This window comes from Parvularcula sp. IMCC14364, from assembly GCF_030758415.1.
In the GTDB taxonomy this organism is placed as follows: Bacteria; Pseudomonadota; Alphaproteobacteria; order Caulobacterales; family Parvularculaceae; genus Aquisalinus.
In genome coordinates this window covers 703,648-725,756 of record NZ_CP132334.1, presented here as the reverse complement: position 1 = coordinate 725,756, position 22,109 = coordinate 703,648, and the positions used below count along the sequence as shown (strand labels likewise).

Sequence of the window (22,109 nt, the reverse complement as noted above, 5' to 3'; positions counted from 1 at the left end):
GCCGAAAACGGCCAGTTCAGGAACAGGGCGAAACCGGTGGCGTTGACGCCTCAGTTGGCGGCGAAGCGCTGCTCGCTTTGTACTTTCACAATCCGGGTGCGCAGGTCACGCTTCAGCGCCACAGCGCGCCCGTTATGGAAAATCACCGTGTAGCGATCTGCCCCGCGCCCGGCAGCCCCAAGGTCGGAGCGCACGCGCACATCCAGCGCCCAGCAATCATAGCTCTGGCCCCGGCGCAGTTCCGCCTTCACCTGATAGGGTTTGCTGCTGACGCGATAGCGTGCACCGCGATCATCGGCGAGGCGCGTTGAAATATACTGCTCTGCCTTGTTGCTGATATTGCCTGGCGCGCGTGCCCCTTCGAGGGCGCTTGCAGCGGTCGAAGTCATCATCAGGCCGGCAGAAAATAGAGCGGCAGCGAAGAGTTTTTGTTTCTTATTCATTATCGTCTCCTTAAATTTGGATGACGGCACAATCCGTCATAAATATGAAATATATTTGTCATATTCCTGTCATATAACTATCACGTGCGCACAGGTTGCGCAACCTGAAATGCGCATTTTTTGCGCATTTTGCAAAACCAGCCGGCTTGAAGCGTGAGCAGATTGATCGTAAACTATTGTTTTTACAGCGCTATCTAGAGGGCGCATTGCGCCCAAAATAAATTGCGCAACAGGTGCGCTCACCCTGTTTTGACCCTCTGTTCAGGTAGAATCACCCCAACTTCTCCCAGCTGAGATGCCGTGGCAGGCGCCCAAAACAGCTATGTGAAACTTCCATCACACGGGCTTCACGAAATCGTTTTATGCGTTATGGTGGTCTTCCAAGGGGATTAAGGTTTTACGGGGTCTTGTAATGGCGCGTTCACTCGACAAATCCGTCCGGTTCACCGGACCAGGCGGCTACATACTGAATATGCTGGTGTTCACAGGCATTGTGGGCGCCATCGCCTTCTACCTGTCGCCCCTCAGCCCCCAGCCCAATCCGCTGCTGGTAGAAGCCTTCAACGCCAACCCGATGCTGAACGGCCTGATCCTGTTCATCCTGCTGGTGGGTATCGTCTATAATCTGCGACAGGCCGCTGTGGTCAGCCCGGCGGTCAACTGGGTGCGCTCGTTCCGGAATTCCGTTGACCCGTCACGCACCCGCCTGCCCCGCCCCCCCGGCCTCATTGGTGCCATGGCGCGCATCCTGCTTGATGCCGATGAGCGTGGCGGCCGCCTGTCACAGGAAACCTCCCGCGCCATCCTCGATTCCATCGGCCAGCGCATTGATGAAGGCCGCGAGTTTGGCCGTTATATCACCAACCTGCTCGTCTTTCTCGGCCTGCTCGGCACCTTTTGGGGCCTGTTGCAGACGGTGGATGCGGTTGCAGCCGTCATCAGCGGGCTTGCCAGCAACGGCTCTGGCGAGACGACTGATGCCCTTGCACAGTTGATCAACAATCTCGAAGCGCCGCTCTCGGGCATGGGCACCGCGTTCTCCTCCTCCCTGTTTGGTCTTGCCGGTTCACTGGTCATCGGCTTTCTCGATATTCAGGCCGGTCAGGCCCAGAACCGTTTCTATTCCGACCTGGAAGACTGGCTCTCCGGCATCACCGAGATTGGCACGTCACGCCCGGCTGGCAGCGCCGCCTCGCTCGCGGCCAACCCGGACCATGTGCTGGGGGCCCTGCAGAATATCGAGATGGCCCTTGCCCGTCTCAACGAAAATCAGGCCGAGTCCCAGAAACAGGCCGCTGACAATGTCCGGCGGGAGATCCGTGATCTTGGCCGTACCCTGATAGAAGGCATCCCTGCCGACGAGCAGAAGGACCGTTAATCCATGGCCCGCCGCCGCTCCCGCAACGACGCCAATATCTGGCCGGGCTTTGTGGACGGATTGTCCACCCTCCTGCTCGTGGTCATGTTCGTCCTCTCCATCTTTGTGGTGGCCCAGTTCTATCTGGGTGAAGAGCTGGCCTCGAAGGACTCCGAACTGGCGCGCCTCACAGCCCGTATCAATTCGCTGGCGGAGCAGTTGGGCCTTGCCGAGTCAGAACGTGATGCCCTGCTCTCCCAGGTACTGTCCCTGGAAGACACGATTGACGCCAAGGAGGCTGAGCTCGCCGCCGCCATCGTCGCGCTGGGCACCGCCGAAAGTGCCGTTGCAGCGTCTGCGGAGGAACTGGAAGCCGAAAAAGCCCTGTCCGACGAACAGAAGTCAGAAATCGCCACGCTGAACGCCCAGCTGGCCGCCCTGCGCCGTCAACTTGCCTCCCTGCAGGAGGCGCTGGAAGCAGCCGAAGCCAAGGACGAGGCGCAGCAGGCACAGATCGAAAACCTCTCCCAGCGTCTCAATGCCGCCCTCGCCCAGAAGGTGCAGGAACTGGCCGAAGTGCGCTCCCGCTTTTTCGAAGCCCTGCGCAATGCGCTGGGCGACCGGGATGACATCCGCGTTGTGGGCGATCGTTTCGTTTTTGAAAGCGACATCCTGTTTGGCTCCTGCTCTGCCACCATCAGTGACGCAGGCCAGAACGAGCTGGAGAAACTCGCTCGTGTCCTTCTTGATATTCGCGGCCAGATTCCAACGGAAATAAACTGGGTCCTGCGCGTGGACGGCCATGCCGATCAGGAGCCGCTCGGCCCGGCCTGTCAGGCCCGCTTCCGTGACAATCTCCAGCTGTCCTCAGAACGCTCCATGTCCGTGGTGCGCTATCTGGCCGGTGCCGGCGTGCCGGAGCGTCGCCTTGTCGCCGCCGCCTTCGGGGACGACCAGCCTCTGGTCAGCGGCTTCGACGCCGCCTCCCTCGCCCAGAACCGCCGCATTGAGTTCAAACTGACCGAGCGCTGATCCGCGCCGTCAGTCTGAACCAGCGTAGAAGCCGGGGCGGCCAATCAGCCTTGTTCAGGCCGTAAATGTTGCCAATCGGATCAATACTTCTCGTCGAGAGACCAATGTGCAGTGTCCTGTTGAAGGATGTTATGCCGCTGGCGACAGGCGGTGCGAGCGTCTTAAATCACCTGCCGATTCAACCGGTCATCGCAACACAGGTATTTAATCGCTCAGCTGGGGTCTCATAGTCCAGTGTTTTTCTTGGGCGCTCATTTAGTTCTCTGGCGATCGCGTCCAACTGCTCCTGGGAGTGCACTGACAGATCCGTTCCCTTGGGGAGATATTGGCGCAATAGCCGATTGGTGTTTTCGTTCGTGCCGCGCTGCCATGGACTTTGCGGATCGCAGAAATAGACTTCGATATCCGTTTCAACAGTGAAGCGCTTATGCTCTGCCAGTTCATGGCCTCGATCCCAGGTAAGGGATTTATAGAGTTCGTCTGGGATTCTGTTGGCATGTTCGATCAACGCATCGACGACGGTTTCAGTGCGCCGGTTGGCTACCTTTGCAAGCATCACATAGCGCGAGTGACGCTCAACCAGGGTCACGATGAAGCTATGCTTGGGACCACAAATCAGGTCACCTTCCCAGTGACCGGGGACGGCGCGATCCTCCACCGAAGCAGGTCGTTCGCTGATCGAGACCGCATCCTTGATCTGTCCGCGTGGGTCTTTGCCTTTAAGCGCATGTCTTGAACCGCGTAACTGGCGACACGTTCGTAAATACTGCACGAGCTCTTTCTTCAGCACACCGCGCGCCTGTACGTATAGGCTTCGATAGATCGTTTCATGAGACACGTTCATCGCCTCTTGCCTTGGGTGCGCCCGCGCTAACCAGCCGGCGATCTGCTGTGGTGACCAATGGCGCTGAAGCTTGCAAACTACAACTTGCCGCAACTCATCATGCATGGCCAGCTTGCAAGGCTTCGGACGTAGGGCCTGCTTCCAGGCGCGCTTATCTGCTTTGACCGCGCGGTAACGCCTGGCGCCACCATTGCGCTTGATCTCCCGGCTGATGGTTGAAGCAGCACGCCCCAAAGCGCGTGCAATCGATCGGATGGATCGGTCCACCATAAGTCCTCGAGAAATCTCTTCACGCTCAGCCAAACTCAAACAGCCGGGCGCGCGGCGACGTTCAACCGGAGTATACCCACCCGTCGAACGAATATGTTTGAAAATGCTCGAAGATGGTTTTCCGAACTCTCGCCCGATCGACTTCATTTGTTCGCCGCGTCGCCATCGCTCCCACAGCTCTGCCTTTTGAGCCGGTGTAAAGCCAACCCGTACGTATTTCTTCCTCATCACTGTCGCTCCACATATCGAATTTATCGTATGTGTTGCGACGACCCATTGAACGCACAACCCAAATTGGTCGCTCGGACTTTGGCAGAAGTTCGAAAATAGTGGATGCTCCCGCTTTGGTGCAGAACTGGGTATATGTTTTGGAGCGGATCCACGAATGAGAGAGCTAGCTTATCTGGAGGATCGCCTCAATCCACCGACAATGCCGATGATAGCAGCAATTGTCAGCGCCCAGGGAAAAATGGATGACGCTTCAATAGGTGAAGCCGTCAAGGCGAATCCAAAGGCTGTAAAAATAAAGCCAAGCGGCATACCAATGCAGGCAAAAACTAGCGCCCGGGTCAATGAGAAATTCATGATGCAGTTACTCCTCTATCGGCGTCACATATGACAATTTAAATGTTCCGGTATGCGTCTTTTGCAAGCGACCCTTCCTGTAGCATCAGCGAAACGACAATCGTGGGCCACGAGACAGCGTCTTTTAATATTCAGGGCACGACTGTTCGGGCGCACAAGTTTTGGTTCATATACGCCTGCGTTGATTTGCAAAAACCAGAATGATCAGCATGATAATACCAGCTATCAGTATATTGATCTTGGGATTTATGGTTTGAAAATTTACGAACAGGCTCGCATGCGTAAGCAGGTAAATTGACAACAATCCGTACCCCCAACTTTTTCGCTGCCAGGACAAAACGGCTCCAAAGACCAGACAAAGCCCCATAAACGCAATAATCGCCAGGTAGGAAACAGGGGTCAGTGGAAGCAGTGCCTGATCATTCTGTTCATTCAGAAATTGCTGAATCTCCGTGACGGGCCCAGAAAACGCCGCGACATCAACAATTCCTATCGCCTGTGTGGCTAGAACCGCGCCGACACCAATACGAATGATGCCGAAAAGAAATGCAACTGCACAAATGCAAGCCGCGATGAGCATGGGTAAAGACCGGATCACATTACACCTCCTGTGCGACGGTTTAGTTTTGAGGGGGACGCCATACGTTCCTTGAGAGGAGTCGCTTCGAGCGCGCCGTCAGCTTTTTGAATGGCGGCATCGAGATCAATGCCGATCTCCTCAAACAACGCGTCATAAGCGCTAATGAGCTCTGGAAGAAAGGATTGCAGTTTGCTGCCTTCCGCCATTCCAGCTGCGGTCAATTCCACCAACCGTCGTCGTGCATCTGACGGGTCGCGCTGCGAAACGACAAATTCGTTGTCGATAAGCCAGGCAAGCCGCTGTGCGGTCAGCTGAGGAGAATATTTGAGACGGTCTGCTATTTGCGCCTGAGACTTTGCGCCCTCTGAGTACAGCAACTGCACGATCCCCATCGTTTTGCTGATGATTTTCAGCCCCCGTTCGATGAGCGCATCGGCCATTTGATCGTACAGCCGATCCACGAGCTGTTTCGCGCGCAACGCAAACGCCGCTTCGGTATCAAGAAATTGTGCGTTCATATTCCTCGTTCCTAAACATATTGATCAATATATTTATCAATATGTTTAAGAAAGTCAACCGATCGACCTGATCGCTGTGACTCCTTGGTATTCTGCAGCTGACGAACGCAGGCCACCCACCTGGCAAGCAAGCGCTGGTCGCTTGTGCGCGATAGCGACCCTTCAGCCTCTTGCCACCCTCCGCCCTCATGTTGTCAGCGTAAACATTACAATCTATGGGCCCCCCTTTGTCAGCCTTTAGTCTGGGTCTCCCGGCGCATTTCGCGCCTCAAAAAAAAGGAGACCCCGAATGACTGCATCAACAACCGCATCAGCCCCACTCAGCCACGGCCGGGACCTTCTGCTCACGCCCCAGTCCCGCATCACCAACCTGCAGACAGCCCTCGACAGCCTGACCCTGCAGATCGCCGATCAACGCAGCCTGTTCAATCCGCAGGAAAAGCGCGTGCGCCTGTTGCAGGATCAGGTCCGCCTTGTGGCCAGCCAGATCCGCTCTTACGAGAAACTCGAAGCCCTGAAAAAAGACATGGGATTGAAAGTTACCATTGCCGAGGCGATGGCCGTGTACAACCAGCGAACCTGTACACCCGCCCCAACAGATGCCCCATTTGCAACAGACGTAACGGACAGGGCAGAGGCAAAAGACAAAGACACCAGCGACAAAGTACACGCCCGTCCCACGCCAGCTACAAAAAAATCTGACCGGACCACCACGCCCGGCAATGAGATAATAGAAGCAGCCATCACCACCAAAGGGGCAAAACCGCCGCAATCCGCCTCACAACAGCCAGCCCCCGCCGCACAAGAGGACGTTTTGCCCGGCCTCAGCCTGAAAAAAAAATCTCAGCCGGGCGGAGCGCCGCCGTCAGGCAAAAGCCGCGCGCAAAATGCCAGCCGCAACAACCGACCTGTTAAACGAGATTAACGCCATGGCCTGACCCGAGGCTACCCCCAGGCGGGCATACGCAATCAGCAGAGCCGGGTTTGGTCCTTTTCTGCCTTTCATGAGTGTGACGGGAACGACCGAATTGTGTCATTACTCGGACGTCTAAACTCGTTCTATTCAAGCTCGATGACTAAGTGGCGTGGAGCTATTTGACGAAGGAAAGATTTAAGTTTTCGCATTTTTTTGAACCCAATCTCTGCTGGATCAAGGCGTACCACCCAATCATAGTTTGTATGGTCTTTGACAAATAACACCCCAGTCCAAGTATATACTTTTGTGATGTCGTCCCAGCTAATACGCTCACCTGCTTCTGTTGTTATGCCTTCGGCATCGAATATGGCTATTGGTGGCCGCGCTTTCATACGGCGCATATAATAAAACAATGCATATATGGAGATCACGGCGGTTGAGATAAATAGAACAAACAAGGCCCAGTCTTTTGGCTCTGACGCGCTGCCAAAAGTAAAATACGCTGCATTGGTTACCCGCCAGAGAAAATACGATATCAATGCAAGGCTGAAATAAAAAAAGGTCTTGGATTGTCTTACAATAAATTGGGAGGGCACTTTAATTCTCCGTCATTCTGTAAATGACTTCACCTAATTCGTAGCCATTTGCAGCTAATCAACCAACCCCAAAGTGGAACCGAACAATTATCTGCAATAGATCACACATTTACCATTTAAAATAGGGATGGCTACTTCCGCTTCTGGCGATCTCCGGTCGTGCTATTCGAGTAAGGTGCCTAAAAAATCTGGCCCTCAAAAAAAAAAGCCTGACCATCGCAGAAAGCCCGGCGGGCTTACCGGCTGGCGCGCCAGTCCTGCACAATGCGCAGGCCCGCAAAAAAAATCTGCGCGATAATCAGAAAAGCCAGCGGAATGGCCCCCACCACGGCCAGCGCCCGTGTGGCGTTCTGCCCCTCGGCGGAGGCAATCGCGCCAATGGTCAGTGCCGCGAGGATCACGCCCCAGAAAATCCGCTCCCCCCGCGGCGGCCTCGCGCTGCGCTGTGACGAAAAAACCGCCATCACATAAGAGCCGGAATCAGCGCTCGTCACCAGAAACGTAAACATCAGCAGAAAGGTTGCGATCTGCATCAGGACAGTCAGTGGAAACTGCTCCATCAGCACATAGGTGGCAGATGGCGCGGTGCTGAAATCAGAGATGCCAAGATCAACATTGTCGGTTAGCTGAACATCAATCGCCGCGCCGCCAAAAATCGCAAACCAGAACAGGGTCAGGACAGATGGAATGAAAACCACACCGATCAGAAATGCACGAATGGTCCGCCCCCGGCTGATGCGCGCGATGAACACGCCCACAAAAGGCGTCCACGCAATCCACCACAAAAAATATGTCAGGGACCAGGCACGGGTCCAGTCACGCGCCTCCCCCTCTGGCCGCAATTCGGCAGAAAGCTGCATGAACTGGCCCAGATATGCCGTGCCCATTGCCGCCATATCGCCAAACAGCTGCAAGGTCGGGCCGGCAACCAGCACAAAAACCATCAGGCACAGGGCCAGTACCATATTGAAATTGGACAGCGGCTCGATCCCGCCTTTCAGGCCATTCCAGGCAGAGACCATGTAAACCGCCAGGAGACACAGCAATAGCAGAACCTGCGTACCAATCCCGTCGCTGCCTGGCCCAAAGATGCGATCAATCCCCGCACCCATATTGATGGCCCCCTGCCCGAGCGACGCAACAATGCCGAACGTCACGGCAAAAAGCGAAGCCCAGTCGATCAGCCGCCTGAGCGGTAATGGCAATGCCTGAAACGGGACGCTCGGCAATGGAGCGGTATTATTGGCATACGCCATATAGCCAATCGACAAAGCGGAGATGCCGTAAATTGCCCAGGCGTGAAAGGCCCAGTGAAACATGGTCAGGGCATAGGCATCGGCAATCGCCGCAGCGGTTTCAGGGCTCGCCTGTCCGGGGGGTGGTACCACGGTAAAGATCAGCGGCTCTGCTGCCCCCCAGACAACAAGCCCGGCCCCCATGCCGGCAGCAAACAGCATCGCCAGCCAGGAGATCGTCGAGAATTCCGGCTTTGCGTCAGCCCCGCCAAGGCGCAACCGCCCCCATGGGCCTGCTGCAGCTATCACACAGATCAGCACACTCCCGGTCGCAATGCCAAGGGTCAGGCCGTCAAAATTCCGCAGGAACCATTGTGAGAACCCCTGTATGATCTCAGTTGTTCTGCCCGGTAACAAAATGCTCACTGCCGCCAGCGCCGCAATCAACAGATGCGGAAAATATGTCTTTACACGATTTGAGATAAACAACTGTTACAGCATTCAACGACGCCTGGCTAGGCCAGCAGCCGGATTGCAGCTAGGCACTTGGGTGCCACACCTGAAAGCGTTGCCAACAGCCGCCCGCAACGATAAGCACGCTCTTTTGGAGTTATGGAAAATCGCATGAGCATCCTCATTCTGGGCGCTGGCATTGTCGGGGTTTCCACTGCGGTGCACTTGCAGCAGCGCGGGCAGGACGTGGTGCTGGTCGACTGTCAGGCTCCCGGCATGGGCGCCTCTTTCGGCAATGCCGGGATGATCCATGGGGAAGCCGTGTTCCCGCTGCCCTTTCCGCGCAAGCTCCACGAGTTGCTGGAATTTGGCCTCAACCGCACCCCCGCCCTGCATTACCATCTGCGCGCGCTGCCATCACTGGCGCCATTCCTGGCACGTTACTGGTGGCACTCCGCCCCGGCGCGCCATCGCATCATTGCCGATGCCTATGCTGCCCTGACCATGCGCGCCCGGCAGGCGCATCTTGACCTTGCCAGTGCGGCAGCAGCAGGTGACCTGATCCTTGAAGGCGGCTGCTACACCATCTACCGCACCCAACGGGGCGCACATGCCGCCCATGCGGAGGCCGAACAGGCAGCAGCGCATTTCGATATCCCCTATGAAGCCCTGGACAGGGACGCCTATCAGCGGCGCGAGCCCCATATCCGCGATGTCCAGGGGGCCATTCACTGGCAGGACTCCCTCACCGTCTCGGACCCTTACAAGGTGGTTCAGGCCTATTATGAGCTCTTCCGGCACCGCGGCGGCACCTATATTCAGGGCCGGGCTGAAGAAATCCGCGCCGTAAAAAACGGCTGGCAAATCGCGTCAGCGGATGGTCCTGTCAATGCCGAAAAACTGGTCATTGCGCTTGGCGCGCAGTCAGGCCAGTTCAGCCGAATGCTGGGCTATCGCTTTCCGCTGCAGCCCAAGCGTGGCTACCATCTGCATTATACGCCTGATACGGATGTTCAGCTCAATCACACCATTATTGATCGCGAAAACGGCTTCTCCCTCGCGCCCATGCGCCAAGGCATTCGCCTGACCACCGGCATCGAATTTGCGCGCCATGATGCCGGGCCCTCACCTGTCCAGATTATCAGGGCCGAAAAGTCAGCCCGGGAGATATTTGCCCTCGGCACAGCTGAACAAGCTGCGCCCTGGATGGGTGCCCGGCCATGCCTGCCGGATATGCTGCCCGTGATCGGCCCGGCACCGGACAGGGATAACCTCTGGTTCGCCTTCGGCCATGGCCATCAGGGTTTCACCATGGGGCCCGTCACGGGACAGTTGATTGCTGAAATGATCACAGGTGAGAAACCGGTTGTTGATCCATCCCCCTACAGACCAGAACGCTTCCCGGTATAGCGCAATAGAAAACCGGCGACCCGGGTACTCAATACGCACAAGCATTTGGGGGGAGAGAACGCGCGTATCAGTTGGGTCGCCGGCCACATGACCGCCTCCTGCGAGGCAGTCATGAAGTCAGTAATTTGCGGGATCAGTGTCTGATGGAGAGAGAGATGACGCTGATCCCGCCAGTCATGCTTACATGACGCCGAGTTTTTTGACGGTGGCCATTGTCAGGCCGCCAGTGCCAAGGTTTTCACGGCGCTGGAATGCTTCGACTGCACGCAGTGTGCTTGGGCCGAGCTGACCATCAACAGAAACGTTGAAGCCTTCGCCGCGAAGCGCTGTCTGTACACGGCGGATGATGTCAGGTGTGGTGTTTGTTTCACACAGAACTTCACGCCAGACCAGACGCTCGTCAGAGACTTTCGCCTGCTTCGTCACCGTGCGGTATGTCGCAGGGATCGGGATGCGCTTCTCAGCTGCCGGTGTAACCTGCTTGCGCACTGTCACAGTCTCGTATTTCGCCGGGATCGTCACAGGACGTGTAGAGGCCGGACGATCAACAATCTGCTTGGTCACGGTGCGTGTTTTCGCAGGAATTGTGACGCGATCTGTTTTCGCAGGGGTGACCAGAACCTGGCGCTGTACCGTGCGGTACTCGGCAGGTACTTCAACCAGACACATGATCTCGCCTGTTGGCAGCTCACGACGGTCTGTGATGGTGCCACCGCTCAGGGAGCCACCGATTGGGCCTTCGCCTTTTTTCCAGGTTGTGTAGCCTTCACGAACCAGAACACGCTCTGAACGGGTCTCGTAGCGGGCTGGGATTGTGCGCAACTCTTCACGGGCTGGCTCAACAATAACCTGCTCGGTCACGGTTTTGTATGTGGCCGGGATCACTTCCAGACGCTCGGAAGCTTCTGATACCAGAACACGTTCCTGAACGGTCTCATAACGGGCCGGGACGATTTCAACGCGCTCGGAAGCCTCAGTGTCAACAACACGCTCTGTTGTTGTGTTGAACTCAGCCGGGATCAGGATACGTGCATAGCACTCGCCTGGCTTGGCTGGTGGCAGGTCTGCATCGCCCTGGATGCCCTGATGTGTTGTTGTTGAACTGGCAGATGTGCGCAGACGGGTGTTCTCCGTGCGCAGGGAAGCAAGCTCACGCTCCATCTGTGCCATGCGCTGTGTGCTGGCAGAAGACGTTGTCGTCGTCGTTGTGGTTGTCGCAGCTGTTGAGCTGCTGCCGATACCTGTGCTCTCACAGCCGGTAACAACCAGCGCAGCCAAAGCAATCGGTGCAATTCCATATTTCAGTTTCATATCTCGTTCCCTTGATTTACTCCCCAGACCCATTCCGGGACGTTAGTGCTACTAGCACGTATTTTTCAACTAAGGCAAAAATGGGGCGAAAACAATAGCTCAACGGCCCTGAATATGACCATTTTGCGGCAAGGGGCCTGAATTGTGGCGAAAACCGGGCATATTCCCGTCAGAAGTGTATTCATGCAGACCAGTTAGCCTTGCTGTCAGCACCACAAGAGCGGTCCAGCTCACGGCACGACGAGATATCGAATCACTTGCGAGTGCCATTTACCGCATCAAGGAAGCCATGTAATGCTGCTCTGATCAGAGATGAGGGAGGAAACCATGTTTGGCATATTCAAGAAGTTCAAATCCAGACAGCACGCAGAACCGTCCGTAGAAGGTCGCCGTCTGACCATTCACACAATGGTCGCCATGGCTGCCGCAGACGGTGATGTGGGCGTCGAGGAAATGGCAAAGATCGACGAGATTTATGCCGGCTTAACCGGCACCCAGATCGGGGCTGATACCATTGGCCAGATCGCCTATCCCTTCCTCGATCAAAGAGTTGATATTGAAGAGAAGCTGAGAGATGAGAAAGATACTCTGACAGCTGATGAAAAAGTTCTGATTTTCAAATCAGCCTATATGATACTTCTCGCAGACGGCCTTGTTGAAGCTGGCGAAAGCCTCACTCTTGAGGCCATTGAGCGCGGTCTCGAAATGTCGCGCGATGACGCACAGAGCATCATGAATGAAGTTGAAGCGGCCTGAGCACGGGAATTAGGTAAAACTTACCTCTGAAGGCCGTGATCTATCAACAGTCTGCTATCACCCAGATCTGCAAAATATGGGGCAACAAGATCACCTGTTACAGCAGCAAGACTGTCCGGTGACCATTTGGGGTTACGATCCTTGTCAATGATTTGTGCCCGGACACCTTCGTGAAAGTCCGGCCCTTCCATGATCTTGCGGACGATGGCAAACTCCATAACCAGACACTCATCGAATGTCATCTCCGCGCCGCGTCGAAGTTCTTCAAAGGTCAACTCCAGAGCGATAGGTGACATTCGCTTGAGGGATTGCAGCGCCTTTTCTGCAAAACCGCCCCCTTCTTTCTCGAGGCTGTCCACAATCCCCCTCACACCATCCGCTGCGCCAAACTGCTGATCGATCTGCGGGCGGCTCTCTTTGAGAGCTATGTCTTCCGGCGCGTCAAAAGCCGCGATACAGTCATCTATGGTGCTTTGAGCCAGAGCCTCTGCCCCAAGTCCCACAAGCGCCGTTTCCAATTCTTCAAAGCGGGTATATGGCACATGGTGCGTCGCTATTCCGGTATAGACACTGTCAGGTCCATTTAATCTGTGTCCTGTCAGAGCCAGATAAAGTCCCAGACCGCCGCCAAGGCGTGGCAGGAAGTAGCTGCCCCCAACATCAGGCACCATACCGATTCCGGTTTCAGGCATGGCCCAGGTTACGTTGTCAGAAACGATACGCGCACTGGCAGAAATAGATACACCAACTCCGCCCCCCATAATGACACCATGCAGCAAAGCGATATAAGGCTTGGGATAATGGTGAATGAGAGAATTCAGGTTATATTCTGTACGGAAGAAATCCGCCGCGCCCTGTGGGTCCGTCTTGGACTCCTCATACAGCCAGCGAATATCGCCACCGGCGCAGAAGGCTTTCTCCCCTGCTCCCTTGATAAGGATTGCCCTGACGCTGTCATCTGTCGCCCATTCTTTCAACCGGGCAAGCATCAGGCGACACATATTCCATGTAAGTGCATTAAACGCTTTAGGCCGGTTCAGGGTGATTATCCCCCAGCCTTGTTTAACCTCGAACAGGACCTCATCTTCCATATCAAATTCTCCACGCTGATGCATGGCGCTTGTCTACCCAGACTGCCCGTTAAATAGCAAGGTCCCGCTTCAAGGGCTTATTCCATGTAGAACATGATATTTTGGGCCTTAAGCGTGTATGCGGTATCGCCCAATTCTGTCTGCTTGGCTTCAGCCCGCAAAAGCCCCTCCAGAAAATATGCCTGACCTGTATCCTGCACACGTACAGGTACATCGGACACGACATATATGATCTGATTGGGTGGCGGAGGCGGCAGGTGTATACACGCCCCAAAGTAAGGCACAAGAAGAAACTCTGTATATAAATTGACACCTTCAGATTGCAGGGGCACGATAAAACCTGGTATGCGTACCTGCATTTCGTGCAGCTCACTGACAACATTAAACGTGCCAAGTTGCGGCATAAAGTCGAGAGCAGACCCTTCTTCCACTTCAGAAAAACCATTTGTGCGGCCTGCCTCGGCAAGTGTCTGAGGTTGTAGTTTTGTCAGTTGCAGGGCAAGGTCCTCCAGATATTCATCCTGCAGTTGGGCGATCAGCTTCTCCTCCCCTTCAGGCAGAAGATCGTCCCAGGTCAGAGTCAGAATATCCTGTCCGCCCCTCAAGGCGGCGGGGTCAAACTGCTCAACTTCAAGGCTGTCTGGTTGCTGCTGCGTACATCCTGACACAGCTATGCCAAACGACAATATGCCGACAAGGAACGCTGCGCGCGCTAAAGCCATTGGTCGCATCTTCTATTTGAGGTCCATTTTAGACGCGTTTTTCCGGAACTGGTGCCAAAGTTGACCTGACGATGTGAACGCAACTGCTTCTATCTTTTCAAGATTTCCAAACTGATCAAGCAAGCTGGTTGAGAGGCTATTCAAACGATCCAGGCGGCCACACTGGAAAGTATACGTCACTTTCGTCTTTACGTGACCATCATCGTGATCCCCGCTCAAACCATGGTCTTGATGACTGTCATGATCCTCATGGTCTTTATGGTTGTGCTCTTCAAAAAGCGCAGCAAAATTGCTCTCTGCACTTTGAAGAACACATTCTGCCTGACGGTTGAATGCAAGTATATTTTCGCCGTTCTCCAGCGTCGCCCTGGTCTCTGAAAGCAGGTTCTTCTGAGCCTCTGTTTCTGGCACCGTTTCAAAGCCAACCAGGTTCCACAGATCACTACTGAATTCTATTGTCACAGGGTTGGCCTCTGTCACGATGACCAGATTACCCTCCCCATGCACGTGATCGTGTGAATGCTGTGCCAGAGCAGCAGAGGGAATGAGCAGTAAAGAACACCACGCCACGACGCCCCAGAAAAGTTTATGCATTTTCACTTCCTCTTGATACGTGTACATAATGGCTAATTCGGTTCAACGCCTGTGCCCCGATCAGCGCAGTCTGTACTCAGGCACTTGCCGTTGGCTTCAATAAAAACCTCCTGCAGGGAGATGCTGTCTTTTCCAAACATGCCCTCCACCAGGGTTTTGCTGATTTCAATTTTGCGCGTTTGTTTGCAGGTGCTGCAGGTCATGAACGCGCTCACCTTTGCCACATCTTCAGGCTTCAGCGCGATGAAGGCATTCTGTGAGATAACTTTCTTGGCAAAGCCCTTCTTGATCAGTGAATCAAGTGCCCTGTAAATCGTCATTGGGGATCGCAATCCATATCCCATCAACGAATCGAGTAATTGATATGCCTTTACAGGGGTCTCGTTCAAAGACAGCTGCCTGAAAACCAGTTCTTCATTTCGACTGAGTTTGCGCGGATGTTGTAAGGAAGACCTCTCCCCGACTTTTTCCAAACCACGGTCTAATGCCGCAACGCCATAATCGTATGCCATAATATTTTTCTCCAGATCTTTCGAATGAACCAAGTCAGTGAAAAATCAGGAGTATGGCGGCGCCCTCGCGTGCTGAACGAGTATCGTCTGGGTCGATCTCCAGCCTTCAGGGACCGGGCCAATCCAGTCACGGATAAATGGTTTCGTGACGCCGGCAGCCTCTTCGGTGACTAAAGCGCCACCTGGATGGCTGGATAGCAAGCAGCAAACCAGGCACTCATTTTGGTCATTGTCACGCTTATCATCATGATTACGCTGATCTTCATGAAGGGGATCATGGTGATGCACACTGGCATGATCTGGCTCCAGAATGTAATCTGCGTGCGCGTGAGACGGACCTGCCAGCATCAGGAAAACAGCAATAAGGGCGAGAGCCTTACCCAATGTAAGGCGACACCTCTTGATGTAGCTGTTCAGCGGCATCCGCGTTCCCGTTGTGACTGCGCCAGAATATAATGTCAGGGCAGACTTGATACAAGTTAAAGACACCTGCAAAACGCAGAACAGGTTCGCCGGAATGGTACCGCCTGGTGGTCTCGAACCACCGACCTCTAGATCCACAATCTAGCGCTCTAACCTGCTGAGCTAAGGCGGCCTGTCTGAATGCGAGCGCGCAACCTAGGCGCGCTTCCTGCGATTTTCAAGACGAAAATCGATACAGAAGTGCTCCCTAGACGCGGTATCCCATCACTTCAAGTTCCTGACGGATGAAGTTGATGCGCGTGGCATCAGCCGGGTGCGTTGACAGGAACTCTGGCGGGCTGCCAGCCGCTTGCGCTTTGGCGTTTGCCATGCGGGTCCAGAATGTGAGCGCTTCACGCGGATCGTAATTGGCGTTCGGCATATAGCGAAGGCCCAATCGGTCTGCTTCAAGTTCATGATCACGCGAATATGGCAGAAGGAACCCGACCTGCGCGCCGAGACCCAGCGCCTGCATGATGGATTGGGAGTTCTGGACATTGCGGGAGTCCAGAACAGCGCCTGCCACACCAAGGCCCAGCTGTGTTGCCGCCGCCTGACCATAGCGCTGGCCGGAATGATTGAGCTTCACGTGACCAACTTCATGGCCAAGGACAACTGCGATCTGATCATCATTTTCCATGATGTCGAGAATGCCAGTGTGAATGCCGATCTTGTTATTCGGCAAGGCAAAAGCATTGAGGGACGGATCATCGAATGTCTGCACTTCCCAATCTGACGGGTTTTCCCCTGCCGCCCGCAACACGCGGGGCGCAACACGGTTTACGCGGCTCGTATATCTGGAATTGGTTGAGACACGTTGCTGCTGTTTCAGCTGATCCCAGGCGGGTGCGGCGGCCTGTGCCATTTGGGCTGGTGAGGGTGTGAAGGCGGTTGCAACCGAGGCACAGCCCGGCGCAAGTGCTATCGCGGTGCCGCCTGCCAGTGTTTTCAGCAAGTGCCGGCGCGAAACCGTTTCCTGTTCATGATGATGACCGGACTGATGACAGCTGCACATAAAACCCACCTCTTGTTGTAATGTCGTTCGCAAGTGGCGTCATACTGCCACTCCCTGTCATGGTTAACAACCAATGAATGAAACCGTTCCCGACTCTGGCTGCGTCCGTGTCAGGTTTGCAGCGCCTCTTTAACTTTCGCAGCTACGACCTTGATACTGAACGGTTTTTGCAAATATCCTGCACCTTCAATCGCGCCAAGTTTGTCGCGCATGGCTGTTTCCGCATAACCTGACATGAAGATGATCTTCGCCTTGCCCAACTTGTCGCCGGCCTCCTGAATAAGGGTTGGTCCATCCATCTCCGGCATCATAATGTCGGTCAGCACGAGATCGAACGCGCCGTCATCATCCTCGATAATCTCCAGCGCTTCGTCACCGTCAGACGCTTCGACAATCTCGTAGCCACACATCTGCAACGTGCGGACAATAACAGCCCGCACACCATCTTCATCTTCGACAATCAGAATACGACCCTTGCCAGTGAGATCTGCCGGCTCACTGCTTTTGCGCCGGGCATCCGCCGCAGCTGCGGCTTCCTGCGCCTCTTCTTCTTCATCCACTTCATAGGCTGGCAGGAATATCCTGAATGTCGCGCCCTCACCAATCCGGTTATCGAGGAAGATCCGCCCGCCCATCTGGCCAATGATTCCGTAAACGGTCGACAGACCAAGACCGGTCCCCTTGCCCTCGGCTTTGGTTGTGAAAAACGGCTCAAAAATCTTGTCGGCAATTTCTGGCGGCACACCGCTGCCTGTATCTGACACTTCAATCAGAACCTGATCCACTTCTTCCAGCACGGCATAGCCGTAATCGGCCACAGCCGAGCCTGGTATCAGTTTGGTTTCAATCGTCAGCGCGCCCCCTTCCGGCATGGCATCGCGCGCATTGACAGCAAGGTTCATGACGGCAAGCTCAAGTTGTCCCTTGTCGGCTTTCACCTTCGGCAACGCGCGACCATTGACAACATTCAGGTCCACACGCTCCGTGAGCGAACGGTTTAGGAATGGCGAGAAGTCCCGCAACAGATCAGTGATGGACAGAACTTCAGAGCGTAAGGTCTGCTTCCGGGAGAAAGCCAGAAGATTGCTGGTGAGATTCTTGGCCCGCTGCGCATTCTGCTGAATCAGAACAAGGTCCGGATAGGATGGATCGCCAGCGGCGTGCCGGCGCATCAGAAACTCGCAAGAACCCATGATGACCAGCAACAGATTGTTGAAGTCATGCGCGATACTGCCGGCCAGATGACCGATGGTCTTCAGCTTCTGATCCTGTGAATAGTCTTCTTCCATCCGCCGCTGGAAGGAAACGTCAACAGAATAAAGGATGGTCTGACGCTTGCCATAGCTGCCCCGGCGACGCTTAACAGGACGCGCATGAAGGTGCATGATCTTTGCTGAAGACCCCTCCCCCAGCCGCACTTCAACCGGACGCGCCAACGCCGCATTGGCACTGCGGTTTTTGATAGCACTGGTCAGGTCACGGATAATGCGCTCGTCAAAGCAGCCTGACAGCAATGGCGTGTTGCCAGTGATGCCAAAAATCTCCGTAAAGACCTTGTTGGCGTCTGCGATCTTGGCATCGGACCCAATGTCTCCTTCAATCATGGCAACACCAAAAGGCGCCTCACTGCTGTCACCAAGACTGGAATTCACCTGTTCTGCCACCGCCGCCGCAGTATCGGGCTGCAACTCGACACAGACGAAGCCTTCCCCAATGCCACCGCGCAGGAAAGGGGTCAGCGACACGTCCATGCCCCCCCCGCTGCGTCGGCGCATCCTTGCCATGCAAGGCTCCATTTCCTCTTCCCAGAGACCGCTGATAAGATCATTGGTCTCCCCGAGGATGAAGTCGCCAATTTCAAGTGAACTGGTCAATGTGCCGACCCACTCAGCCAGCGCCTCATTATACCAGGCAATACGCCCGGATGGCTCCAGACCAAAAACAGGACGCGGATATTTTGCGTAGGCGCTGGACAGCTGGTCCACAACGTCCTCGACTTCCTGCTCGCGCAGGCGCCAGGCAACATGCTCTTCAGCATCTTTCATGGGTCGCAGGGAGACTTCGAAGCGACGTAACCGCGCCACGCCTTCTGCCGCCCCCATCATCTGGGTAATGATTTCCTCTGCTGCTGTACCGCTTTTGGCGGCGCGGCATAAGTGAAAGACCTTGCGTGACTCCGGTCCGGACTGACCGAACAGGCGGTCAATCCGCGGCGGCAGGCCGGAGGCACCGGAAATGCCTGCCTCGCGGGCAATGCGCTGGTAGGCTTCATTCGCATACGCCACAACGCCGTCCCTGGTTGTCACAAGGCGCGCATCGATATCTACATTCAGTATATCTTCGGCGATGCCCAGCGGGTGCAGGATGTCCCGTCCGGCTAGCGCCACTGCATCTGCCTGATTGCGCCCGACAGCCCGTCGCATGAGAAAGCCCGTCAGCATGAGAGGGGAGAATGACCGCGTCAGGCTGCCCAGCAAAAGGACCGCGGCCAACATGCCAATGCCCCCAATCAGGATGTACCACGGCACACCGGAAGCAACGCCATAGACAATCGCGTAAACGACACTGGCCACCACACAGGCCATCGAACTCCAGATGACCCACGGGGCCACTGCCTCGACAAACTTCATCAGTGCAGAACGCTTCTGTGTTGGCACTCTTGCGGGTGGCACGATTTCCACCTCTGGCTGGGCAGGTTTGGGCTTGCGTGGCAGAATATCATCTGCCGCTGCACGGGCTGCTGCGAGCTGCGCCAGTATGTCCGCTTCAAGCCGTGACGGATCCTCATCGTCATGACCATTCTTCTCACCGGCCCCTTCACTGTTATGATCTGCGCCGTCGGCAGCTGTGAGCTCTTCTTCAAAGTCATCATCGAAGGTTTCCGGCGCGACGCGCAGGCTTTCGGTGATACTTTCAAGGGTGCCCTTGCCACCAGAGGAATTCATAGGTTTCTGCATATGACTGCCCGGATCTGAACCGATGTTATGGATACAAAATTACAACAACATCCCAGTCTCGCCGTGTTCGCAGCGCCTGACCAGAGCAGTGCGCCCGGTTTTTATCCAGAGTTCAGACTAAGTTGTTACAGGCAGCAGAGGCTCGTTCTGTTAACGCAAACTGACGGCCGTGCCGGAGCAGGAGACCATCAACATCGCCCCCTTGTTGGTGTCGATGCTTTCATAATCAATATCCACCGCCACGACGGCATCGGCGCCCATGCTGCGCGCTTCCTCGATCATGTCGTTCATGGCGTGATCCCGCGCCTCACGCAGGGCTTTTTGATAGCTGCCGGAACGGCCGCCGATAATGTCTCGGATGCCCGCGAACAGGTCGCGAAAGACATTAACGCCAAGGATGGCTTCACCGGTTGTCACCCCTTTGACACCGCCAATTTCACGGCCCGGCACATCTGGTGTGGTGGTCACGATCATGCGGATTTCCCCTAGAATATCCCCAGGAATTTTTTGCGTTTGGGGCGCCCGTTCTCAGCTTCCATGCGGTGAACCGAGCTGAGATAATCAGGCTCCTTGCGGGCCGTCAGTTTCTCGGTTTCCTTCAGGTCGCGGGTCAACTGATCATCATTGATCTGGGGGACAGAAAAGTCCTGGCTGGCCTGTTGTGATGGCCGCCCTTTCTTGTCGAAACTGGTCAACCGATCGCGCAAGGCAGAAAAGGCTGCGTCTGCAGGCGCTGGAACGCCCTCCGGCATGGGAACGGCGACAGCTTCATGAGCATCCTGCAACCTGCTGCGGTGACGCTCCATCTCCTCAATGACCGGGCGCGGGATGTTGTCTACGCCCGCTCCCGTCAGATTGCGTGTCGTCTTCTCTTCAAAGCGGTTCCAGATGTCTTTCAGATGATCTGTCATACTCCTACATCTCCGGTTTTTCTTTGCGCCATTCCAGGCCGCCATTGCGCGTAATCACGGCAACATCAATCGGCCCGCCGACGGTTTCGATGGAATTCATCACCTTCTGCTGGAAGGAGTTGAGCTTGATTAGGCTTGCCGCCGTCTCTCCCAGTTCCTTTTTCGGCAAGGTCTGGATCGCGCGATAAATCGGCAGCGTGTGGACCATATGCTGATAATGGTCGATCGAGCCAAAAAATTCACGCAGGGCATAGCCAAGATTATTTTCAGAATAATCCTGCCACAAGGTCTGGCGCTGCTCATCAGACAGACCCGGCGCACGGCCAATCAAGTCTGTTGCCATATTGACCGACAGTTTGAGGGTTTCCCCGAACATGAACTGGCGCAGATAGGCATCCATGCCGGTTAGGAAGGTCCGGATCATGCGGTCCTGCGCAAAGGGCTGCACCACGGGGCCTGTATCCGCTTTCATGTCCGCCGCCCTGTCCTGACGGCATTTCAAAAGGCCCAGCACCACCGATGACGTGAGATAAGAGCGCATGGACGGGAATTTGTCCTGCTTGCCAAAACCGGCAAAGACCACGCCGGTATAATGCTCGAAAAAGGCATCCCGTGTAACAGAGAATACGGCAATATCATGCAGGCGGCTGCGCGTCGTGTCTGACACCACCAGTGTGGGGTGTTCCTGCTTCAAGGAGCCCAGGAGCGAATCAATCAGGTCATTGATTTCGGTCTTGTAGCGGCGGCGAACCTGCTCTGCCATGCCTTGCGGAAAGCAGTCGAGCTCCCCGCGCGGGCTGTCGTCAATGTTCTTGTCATAATCACCAAGCAACTGGTCGACAACGAATTCGAAAATCGAGTTAACGTGATCGCGCACCCGGCCCGCTTTGGCGTCCCGGAACTTCTCGACCTGATAGTCAAAGTCCTGCGCCAGAATCGTGAAAACCACTGCGATATGCTTGAAAAACTCGGTGTCCTGGTGGTCTGCCGGGAACAGCTCCGGATTGCCGGAGAGGAAGCCCATAAAGTCCTGCGCATAGCCTTCCAGTGTGTCAAAAGACTTGCCCTCAGCCTGCTCGCGATAGAGCGAAATCACCGTTTCCCATGGAATCGACATGATTTCCGCATTGTTATAGATCATCACAGCAACCGGCTGCCCTTCGATCAGGGGAAACAGCTTGTCGACGGACTGATACGTCTTCAGGTAATTCGCCCCGCTGATGGTGACAGCGCTGTCAGCGGCCATGGCCACGGCAGATCGGTTCATCAACACTACTTCTGATGTCATACGCGCCTTGAGGTTCCGATGCCCCAACTCCCGGTTTTTCGGCACTTTTCCGGTGCCAGCCCCACATTTTCCATCATGTTAGCCGGAATCCGGCCAAGAGCAAGCACAGCCTAAAGGCCAGCCCAGGAATCAGGCGCCCTGTGACAAATGTGCCTGTGGTCGCCGCTTGCAGCGCGGCAGCACATTTGCGCTCGGGAGATTGTTTTAACCGGTTGGCACCCCCGAATTTTGACTGAAACGGGAGCGGTAAG

The 22,109-nt window shown here is 55.3% G+C and carries 23 protein-coding genes and 1 tRNA gene; 6 read left to right on the top strand and 18 right to left on the bottom strand.

Translation table 11 applies throughout. The features are described from left to right. Nucleotides 1-50: 50 nt before the first annotated feature. Entirely contained in the window at nucleotides 51-443 is a 393-nt protein-coding gene (locus RAL90_RS03530; RefSeq protein ID WP_306253148.1) for a hypothetical protein, read from the bottom strand. 412 nt (nucleotides 444-855) lie between these two features. On the opposite strand from RAL90_RS03530, the gene RAL90_RS03525 reads away from it, so the two are divergent. After that, nucleotides 856-1,821, top strand: a complete 966-nt coding sequence (locus tag RAL90_RS03525; RefSeq protein ID WP_306253147.1) for a hypothetical protein — start codon at nucleotides 856-858, stop codon at nucleotides 1,819-1,821. 3 nt (nucleotides 1,822-1,824) lie between these two features. Then, nucleotides 1,825-2,832, top strand: coding sequence for a peptidoglycan -binding protein (locus RAL90_RS03520; RefSeq protein WP_306253146.1), 1,008 nt, complete (start codon nucleotides 1,825-1,827; stop codon nucleotides 2,830-2,832). 178 nt (nucleotides 2,833-3,010) lie between these two features. Here RAL90_RS03520 and RAL90_RS03515 read toward each other — a convergent pair whose 3' ends face one another. Then, entirely contained in the window at nucleotides 3,011-4,174 is a 1,164-nt protein-coding gene (locus RAL90_RS03515) for an IS30 family transposase (protein WP_306252534.1), read from the bottom strand. Between the two features lie 157 nt (nucleotides 4,175-4,331). Here RAL90_RS03515 and RAL90_RS03510 point away from each other — a divergent pair, with 157 nt between their 5' ends. Beyond that, complete coding sequence (locus RAL90_RS03510) at nucleotides 4,332-4,565, top strand: hypothetical protein (protein ID WP_306253145.1); 234 nt, start codon at nucleotides 4,332-4,334, stop codon at nucleotides 4,563-4,565. A 132-nt stretch (nucleotides 4,566-4,697) separates the two neighbouring features. Here RAL90_RS03510 and RAL90_RS03505 read toward each other — a convergent pair whose 3' ends face one another. Beyond that, on the bottom strand, nucleotides 4,698-5,129 hold the full coding sequence (locus RAL90_RS03505) for a hypothetical protein (protein ID WP_306253144.1): 432 nt from the start codon (nucleotides 5,127-5,129) through the stop codon (nucleotides 4,698-4,700). Continuing rightward, a complete protein-coding gene (locus RAL90_RS03500) occupies nucleotides 5,126-5,629 on the bottom strand; it encodes a MarR family winged helix-turn-helix transcriptional regulator (RefSeq protein WP_306253143.1) in 504 nt (167 codons plus the stop codon). The genes RAL90_RS03505 and RAL90_RS03500 overlap by 4 nt, the downstream gene beginning before the upstream one ends. A gap of 289 nt (nucleotides 5,630-5,918) precedes the next feature. On the opposite strand from RAL90_RS03500, the gene RAL90_RS03495 reads away from it, so the two are divergent. Beyond that, complete coding sequence (locus tag RAL90_RS03495) at nucleotides 5,919-6,554, top strand: hypothetical protein (RefSeq protein WP_306253142.1); 636 nt, start codon at nucleotides 5,919-5,921, stop codon at nucleotides 6,552-6,554. 134 nt (nucleotides 6,555-6,688) lie between these two features. On the opposite strand, the gene RAL90_RS03490 is transcribed toward RAL90_RS03495, so the two are convergent. Then, on the bottom strand, nucleotides 6,689-7,141 hold the full coding sequence (locus RAL90_RS03490) for a hypothetical protein (RefSeq protein WP_306253141.1): 453 nt from the start codon (nucleotides 7,139-7,141) through the stop codon (nucleotides 6,689-6,691). Nucleotides 7,142-7,377: 236 nt separating this feature from the next. Continuing rightward, on the bottom strand, nucleotides 7,378-8,865 hold the full coding sequence (locus tag RAL90_RS03485; RefSeq protein WP_306253140.1) for a BCCT family transporter: 1,488 nt from the start codon (nucleotides 8,863-8,865) through the stop codon (nucleotides 7,378-7,380). A 135-nt stretch (nucleotides 8,866-9,000) separates the two neighbouring features. On the opposite strand from RAL90_RS03485, the gene RAL90_RS03480 reads away from it, so the two are divergent. Then, entirely contained in the window at nucleotides 9,001-10,239 is a 1,239-nt protein-coding gene (locus RAL90_RS03480) for an FAD-binding oxidoreductase (protein ID WP_306253139.1), read from the top strand. Between the two features lie 180 nt (nucleotides 10,240-10,419). On the opposite strand, the gene RAL90_RS03475 is transcribed toward RAL90_RS03480, so the two are convergent. Beyond that, nucleotides 10,420-11,550, bottom strand: coding sequence for a peptidoglycan-binding protein (locus RAL90_RS03475; RefSeq protein WP_306253138.1), 1,131 nt, complete (start codon nucleotides 11,548-11,550; stop codon nucleotides 10,420-10,422). A gap of 327 nt (nucleotides 11,551-11,877) precedes the next feature. Between RAL90_RS03475 and RAL90_RS03470 the strand changes: the two genes are divergently transcribed. Then, nucleotides 11,878-12,306: a TerB family tellurite resistance protein gene (locus RAL90_RS03470; RefSeq protein WP_306253137.1), complete on the top strand. Its 429-nt coding sequence runs from the start codon at nucleotides 11,878-11,880 to the stop codon at nucleotides 12,304-12,306. Nucleotides 12,307-12,326: 20 nt separating this feature from the next. Here the strand turns inward: RAL90_RS03470 and RAL90_RS03465 are convergent, their stop codons facing one another. From RAL90_RS03465 to RAL90_RS03415, 11 genes are all read right to left on the bottom strand, one after another. Then, on the bottom strand, nucleotides 12,327-13,397 hold the full coding sequence (locus RAL90_RS03465) for an enoyl-CoA hydratase/isomerase family protein (protein ID WP_306253136.1): 1,071 nt from the start codon (nucleotides 13,395-13,397) through the stop codon (nucleotides 12,327-12,329). 77 nt (nucleotides 13,398-13,474) lie between these two features. Further along, complete coding sequence (locus RAL90_RS03460) at nucleotides 13,475-14,119, bottom strand: DUF3299 domain-containing protein (protein ID WP_306253135.1); 645 nt, start codon at nucleotides 14,117-14,119, stop codon at nucleotides 13,475-13,477. Nucleotides 14,120-14,131: 12 nt separating this feature from the next. Then, nucleotides 14,132-14,713: a DUF2796 domain-containing protein gene (locus tag RAL90_RS03455; protein ID WP_306253134.1), complete on the bottom strand. Its 582-nt coding sequence runs from the start codon at nucleotides 14,711-14,713 to the stop codon at nucleotides 14,132-14,134. Nucleotides 14,714-14,745: 32 nt separating this feature from the next. Then, entirely contained in the window at nucleotides 14,746-15,225 is a 480-nt protein-coding gene (locus RAL90_RS03450) for a hypothetical protein (protein ID WP_306253133.1), read from the bottom strand. 45 nt (nucleotides 15,226-15,270) lie between these two features. Then, nucleotides 15,271-15,648 (bottom strand): DUF2946 family protein, encoded by a 378-nt coding sequence (locus tag RAL90_RS03445; RefSeq protein WP_306253132.1) that lies wholly within the window; start codon nucleotides 15,646-15,648, stop codon nucleotides 15,271-15,273. Nucleotides 15,649-15,743: 95 nt separating this feature from the next. Continuing rightward, a tRNA-His gene (locus tag RAL90_RS03440) sits at nucleotides 15,744-15,820 on the bottom strand. Between the two features lie 75 nt (nucleotides 15,821-15,895). Further along, complete coding sequence (locus RAL90_RS03435; protein WP_306253131.1) at nucleotides 15,896-16,702, bottom strand: M48 family metalloprotease; 807 nt, start codon at nucleotides 16,700-16,702, stop codon at nucleotides 15,896-15,898. Between the two features lie 110 nt (nucleotides 16,703-16,812). Then, on the bottom strand, nucleotides 16,813-19,659 hold the full coding sequence (locus tag RAL90_RS03430; RefSeq protein WP_306253130.1) for an ATP-binding protein: 2,847 nt from the start codon (nucleotides 19,657-19,659) through the stop codon (nucleotides 16,813-16,815). 150 nt (nucleotides 19,660-19,809) lie between these two features. Then, complete coding sequence (locus RAL90_RS03425; protein ID WP_306253129.1) at nucleotides 19,810-20,133, bottom strand: YbjQ family protein; 324 nt, start codon at nucleotides 20,131-20,133, stop codon at nucleotides 19,810-19,812. An 11-nt stretch (nucleotides 20,134-20,144) separates the two neighbouring features. Next, nucleotides 20,145-20,570 carry a hypothetical protein gene (locus RAL90_RS03420; protein WP_306253128.1) on the bottom strand — a complete coding sequence of 142 codons (426 nt, stop codon included), beginning with the start codon at nucleotides 20,568-20,570 and terminating at the stop codon, nucleotides 20,145-20,147. A gap of 4 nt (nucleotides 20,571-20,574) precedes the next feature. Further along, a complete protein-coding gene (locus RAL90_RS03415) occupies nucleotides 20,575-21,837 on the bottom strand; it encodes a hypothetical protein (RefSeq protein ID WP_306253127.1) in 1,263 nt (420 codons plus the stop codon). Nucleotides 21,838-22,109 lie beyond the last annotated feature (272 nt).

What these genes read in the sequence shown, in the direction of transcription:
- RAL90_RS03515 (WP_306252534.1), bottom strand. Translation starts at nt 4,174, where the DNA reads ATGAGGAAGAAATACGTACGGGTTGGCTTTACACCGGCTCAAAAGGCA.
- RAL90_RS03500 (WP_306253143.1), bottom strand. Translation starts at nt 5,629, where the DNA reads ATGAACGCACAATTTCTTGATACCGAAGCGGCGTTTGCGTTGCGCGCG.
- RAL90_RS03480 (WP_306253139.1), top strand. Translation starts at nt 9,001, where the DNA reads ATGAGCATCCTCATTCTGGGCGCTGGCATTGTCGGGGTTTCCACTGCG.
- RAL90_RS03525 (WP_306253147.1), top strand. Translation starts at nt 856, where the DNA reads ATGGCGCGTTCACTCGACAAATCCGTCCGGTTCACCGGACCAGGCGGC.
- RAL90_RS03435 (WP_306253131.1), bottom strand. Translation starts at nt 16,702, where the DNA reads ATGTGCAGCTGTCATCAGTCCGGTCATCATCATGAACAGGAAACGGTT.
- RAL90_RS03420 (WP_306253128.1), bottom strand. Translation starts at nt 20,570, where the DNA reads ATGACAGATCATCTGAAAGACATCTGGAACCGCTTTGAAGAGAAGACG.
- RAL90_RS03415 (WP_306253127.1), bottom strand. Translation starts at nt 21,837, where the DNA reads ATGAACCGATCTGCCGTGGCCATGGCCGCTGACAGCGCTGTCACCATC.
- RAL90_RS03425 (WP_306253129.1), bottom strand. Translation starts at nt 20,133, where the DNA reads ATGATCGTGACCACCACACCAGATGTGCCGGGCCGTGAAATTGGCGGT.
- RAL90_RS03475 (WP_306253138.1), bottom strand. Translation starts at nt 11,550, where the DNA reads ATGAAACTGAAATATGGAATTGCACCGATTGCTTTGGCTGCGCTGGTT.
- RAL90_RS03430 (WP_306253130.1), bottom strand. Translation starts at nt 19,659, where the DNA reads ATGCAGAAACCTATGAATTCCTCTGGTGGCAAGGGCACCCTTGAAAGT.
- RAL90_RS03495 (WP_306253142.1), top strand. Translation starts at nt 5,919, where the DNA reads ATGACTGCATCAACAACCGCATCAGCCCCACTCAGCCACGGCCGGGAC.
- RAL90_RS03470 (WP_306253137.1), top strand. Translation starts at nt 11,878, where the DNA reads ATGTTTGGCATATTCAAGAAGTTCAAATCCAGACAGCACGCAGAACCG.
- RAL90_RS03510 (WP_306253145.1), top strand. Translation starts at nt 4,332, where the DNA reads ATGAGAGAGCTAGCTTATCTGGAGGATCGCCTCAATCCACCGACAATG.
- RAL90_RS03445 (WP_306253132.1), bottom strand. Translation starts at nt 15,648, where the DNA reads ATGCCGCTGAACAGCTACATCAAGAGGTGTCGCCTTACATTGGGTAAG.
- RAL90_RS03465 (WP_306253136.1), bottom strand. Translation starts at nt 13,397, where the DNA reads ATGGAAGATGAGGTCCTGTTCGAGGTTAAACAAGGCTGGGGGATAATC.
- RAL90_RS03520 (WP_306253146.1), top strand. Translation starts at nt 1,825, where the DNA reads ATGGCCCGCCGCCGCTCCCGCAACGACGCCAATATCTGGCCGGGCTTT.
- RAL90_RS03450 (WP_306253133.1), bottom strand. Translation starts at nt 15,225, where the DNA reads ATGGCATACGATTATGGCGTTGCGGCATTAGACCGTGGTTTGGAAAAA.
- RAL90_RS03530 (WP_306253148.1), bottom strand. Translation starts at nt 443, where the DNA reads ATGAATAAGAAACAAAAACTCTTCGCTGCCGCTCTATTTTCTGCCGGC.
- RAL90_RS03460 (WP_306253135.1), bottom strand. Translation starts at nt 14,119, where the DNA reads ATGGCTTTAGCGCGCGCAGCGTTCCTTGTCGGCATATTGTCGTTTGGC.
- RAL90_RS03455 (WP_306253134.1), bottom strand. Translation starts at nt 14,713, where the DNA reads ATGCATAAACTTTTCTGGGGCGTCGTGGCGTGGTGTTCTTTACTGCTC.